The organism is Desulfonatronospira sp. (genome assembly GCA_003563255.1).
Lineage (GTDB): Bacteria > Desulfobacterota > Desulfovibrionia > Desulfovibrionales > Desulfonatronovibrionaceae > Desulfonatronospira.
In genome coordinates, this window is record PWSL01000149.1 from 1 (window position 1) to 3,693 (window position 3,693).

The 3,693-nt window shown below is 51.8% G+C and carries 5 protein-coding genes and 2 pseudogenes; all 7 read right to left on the minus strand.

Annotation, left to right across the window (positions count from 1 at the left end; genetic code table 11):
- Positions 1–260: 260 nt before the first annotated feature.
- On the minus strand, positions 261–758 hold the full coding sequence (locus QZP87_RS04165; RefSeq protein ID WP_291321661.1) for a hypothetical protein: 498 nt from the start codon (positions 756–758) through the stop codon (positions 261–263).
- A 324-nt stretch (positions 759–1,082) separates the two neighbouring features.
- Positions 1,083–1,550 (minus strand): hypothetical protein, encoded by a 468-nt coding sequence (locus tag QZP87_RS15500; RefSeq protein WP_363330985.1) that lies wholly within the window; start codon positions 1,548–1,550, stop codon positions 1,083–1,085.
- A pseudogene (locus QZP87_RS15505) lies at positions 1,550–1,990 on the minus strand (hypothetical protein); the annotation flags it as partial. The gene QZP87_RS15500 and the pseudogene QZP87_RS15505, both read right to left, overlap by 1 nt.
- On the minus strand, positions 1,951–2,556 hold the full coding sequence (locus QZP87_RS04170; RefSeq protein ID WP_291321662.1) for a hypothetical protein: 606 nt from the start codon (positions 2,554–2,556) through the stop codon (positions 1,951–1,953). The pseudogene QZP87_RS15505 and the gene QZP87_RS04170, both read right to left, overlap by 40 nt.
- Before the next feature lie 63 nt (positions 2,557–2,619).
- On the minus strand, positions 2,620–2,979 hold the full coding sequence (locus tag QZP87_RS04175; protein WP_291321663.1) for an HNH endonuclease signature motif containing protein: 360 nt from the start codon (positions 2,977–2,979) through the stop codon (positions 2,620–2,622).
- Between the two features lie 86 nt (positions 2,980–3,065).
- The gene (locus tag QZP87_RS04180) at positions 3,066–3,239 is read right to left on the minus strand and encodes a topoisomerase DNA-binding C4 zinc finger domain-containing protein (protein WP_291321664.1); all 174 of its coding nucleotides are present in this window, start codon (positions 3,237–3,239) and stop codon (positions 3,066–3,068) included.
- 62 nt (positions 3,240–3,301) lie between these two features.
- Positions 3,302–3,693: pseudogene (locus QZP87_RS04185) on the minus strand (hypothetical protein); the annotation flags it as partial.

Genomic DNA, 3,693 nt, shown 5'->3' on the forward strand with positions numbered 1-3,693 from the left:
GACATATAGGCTGGATTTCTTGACTGAAACTATCAGGAACTGATCTTCCTGCAAATTCTGGAGTACTGATGCCAGTCTGCTTACGAACCCGGACCAGGCAGGGGAAGGTGACCATGACGACACCCTTGAATCACTTGCATCTGTGCTGTTCATAACTGGTCCTTAAAATAAGGTTAATGCGCCGGATCTACAGATAAAAAAAGCAGCAAAGCCCAGGGCAGGGCCAGGCCGATAAGAAAATGGGTCAGGATGCTCATTTATCAGTATCTCCCTGGTTTTGCTTCATCCCCTGGCCAAACCTCGCGGCCGATTGACTTAAATTTTGCAACCGATAGGACACCACGTTCATTTCGTGCCTTTAAGCCAGGAACCAGCAACGCTTCTTTTATGGCAGGGCGGTCCGCCTCGTATATTGACAAGACTTCATAATCCTCATCCATTATAACCAAAAGCACTATATCCCACTCATGATCGAGGTGAATGCTACTCAGCATCTGGCCCGGACTGGCTCCAGACGGAATACATCTGCCTTTGATCTGGAATTTTACTTGCGTATTCTTGTTGACATGTCTTACCGCGTCATAGCCGGCCTGTCTCGCACCAGCCAATTCAAGACCCAGCAGTTCCGCGGAGGCGAATTCCGCGACCTCGCCAGTGATCCCAAGGGGCTTTCCGGTAAGCTCTCTGTATTTTTTTTCCAGTTCCTTAGCCTGGGATAAAACTTCCGATATTTGATCCCTCATCTTAACTTTCAACAAATGATGTTTCTTGCCTGGCAACCAAGAAATATGACCCCATCCTGTTCCCTGTGTATTATCAGAAAAGAGCCTTATATCAACTCAAATTCCGGCCAAGTAACCATTTTTTGGTGGGGATTTCAAGAAAAATGATCTCCAACAGCACTTTGAATGGAACTGATGAGAATATTTCCTCCCTCTTGAAACATCCTCAAAAAAGCTTTGCCCATACTTTCTACCTACCAGGGAACACCGGGATTCATGAACAATGGATAGAGCTCGACCATGTTCATCTCTCGCCAACGCCTCTATTCACGGCTTTCTGGTCGAATCTATCCTTATTGGTTAGCATTTTCTGTTGTGCCTCTGAATTATATCGAAAGCCCAGTTTATCGCTTCCGGGTACTCATCACAATCAAGCACGAATTCCTGTCCTCGTGCCACTGCTCTCAGCCTTGTACTTGAGCCCACTCGTTCCCATCGGCTCAAGTCGGCATGATATGTGAGGGGTGTTCGGCATCCGCCGGGATGAAACCAACCAGGGAGTTCCCAAGTAGTGGCCCTCTTCGCGTTGGGCGCAGTCAACTGCAAGGCGTACGAAAACCGCTGGAATACCCCAGCACCCGGCAGGGCGGGTGCTGGGGCACGGTCAGTTTGTAGGTGGTGCCGGGTCAAATAGACAACATTATTGCTGTCCTTGCCGCGATGGAAGTGCGGATGGTACTCCGCCCAGGGGTATCCAATGAGCTTTGCTGTGCCGAGCGGCAAAATCTCGCCGACTTGGAACCACCCCCACAGCACATGACATGACATGGCTGGCTGTTGGCGGCCCAACGATAGATGCCGTTCCTTCTCTCCACGCAACGAAAGAGACCAAAGAAGAGAAAAAGGTCACCAACCCCCACGTCACTCTTCCGGAGGTGACCTTGTGCTTGGCCGGTCTGTCCGAAGATTGGTCGCCATCCTCGTTGGCGGGGAAGGCTGTCCCGAGCGATGTCGGGATCGATATGGGCACGGTACTTCGAGAGAATGCGTCCACCGGTCAGTTCCTCTACAAGCGGGCCAATCGAGCCGCCCTCGTACTGTATCTCCCCGTAGGTGACAACCGATTTCTTGTCTGGAATTGGCAAGGAAACCATCCGGCCATCTGGGAAGATCGGGCTTGGCACCCCACCCGCAGATGAGTCGAATCCTTTCCTGCTAAGAATGAGCTTCATGCCTTCTGCTTCCATGACGTGTCGCTGCCAGGCCATTTCTTTGGGGGCGCGCTGACCCCTTTGGGATACGATGAGATGAACTCCAAAAAGTCGCGAATGGTCTCTGGGGTGAACCGGTTCTTGTACGCCCGCCCTACCTTTAGTTCCTCCAAGTGCTGCGGCAACTCCGGCCCGGAACCTCCGAAGTAGTGGAAATTCCTGGCTACAGGAACATTCATCCCACCCAAATCATGGGCCTTTGTCTCGGGGTTCTCTTCGTCGCCGTGCGAGTGCATGGACCGTAACTGCTGGAAATCGCCATTTAGTAGCGGCTTGTAAATGTTGTCCCCTGCCTTCCAGACCACTTCGCCCCTGCTGTAATCGGGTATCTTGTTGGCAAAACGTCCGTCACTGTGGTAACTGGAATAGTCGAGAATTTCATCCACCTCCATAGCAAAGACTTTGCGATTCCCATTGGCTTTCGGACTTAGCCCGACGATCCAAGCTCCGACTTCTGCCGTCCGTCGAATTGTCGGCTTGCAGTCGGCAAGCGTACAGCAACCCCAGAACGGGTTAGGAGAGAACCCGGTGTCGTGTGTCACGATATAGGAATAGAGCTTCATGGGTGGCATGTCCTTCCGCTGCTAACGTCGAAAATCATGATTTTTCGCGGTTACGCGAAAATATCATGCATTTTCTTGTTGGGACTCTTGGTTCTTCTTTCTTGTTGCGGCAGCCTTTTTTGCGGCAGCCCGACGTTTGCGCTTGAGTGCAGCCTTGGCCCCTGCGTCTTTCATTCTCTTCGACCAGTCCACAATCTTCGGCCGGTCTCGCATCTGGGTGATTGTCTCCGTCGAGATCAGGTCGAGGTCGTGCATCTTGTGACAGTTCGGGCAGAGGATCACGAGGTTGTCCACCGCATTGTTCGTGCGGTCGCCGTCGATGTGCGCGACTTCGAGCACGGCAGGGACCCCGAAACCGCAATGCGCGCAGAGCGGGTCATACGCATCGAAGGCGAGTTTGCGGTAGTTGACTCGTTTTACCATCTTTCTTCTCTGTCCCAACCAGTTAAATCAATTCAACAGCCTGCTCAGGCCCGGTCCCATAAGTGCCGGCTGCCCGTAAAGACTTTTCACATGGCCGGTTTTTCAGGCATGTTGACTGTGCCCCTGCATCGGGGGTATCTGGAGCATCCCCAGAACTGGCTATTCTGGTCTCCGCCCTTTTTGGACCTGCGCAGAACCATTTCACTGCCGCACCTGGGACAGGCGATGCTGTTTTGATTCTCCCTGACCGCTTCCTGCACCTGCCTGGCATGCGCCCTGTGAGTCTTGAAAGAAGGACTGAGCCTGCCCTCGTCTATACTGTCTATTGATGCACATGAATCAAACCAGTTCTCTCAAGAGCCTCGAGCAGATCTCTACGCTTCCTCGCCAACACCTTGAGGCGACGTTTCTTATATGGCTTGACTTTGGCGACATCAAGAACCAGAGAAGCCAAGTCAGCTATCCGCGAATTATCTGACGTCGACAGTACTCGAAGTCTGGAAATATTCTTGTCCGATATGCGTGATTGCCTCATAAAACCGAATACCTCTTCTTCCTGTTCAATGGCATCCCGATCCGCCTGTGGAATCTTCGCGCAATCATTGCACACATGAATCCGATGTCCGTTGCCAGAAAATCTCTGATTTGGTCTTGTTCTTCCGCAGAGTCTGCAGTAATGCCCCATGTTCTTTCCTGCGGCTAACATAAAAAATA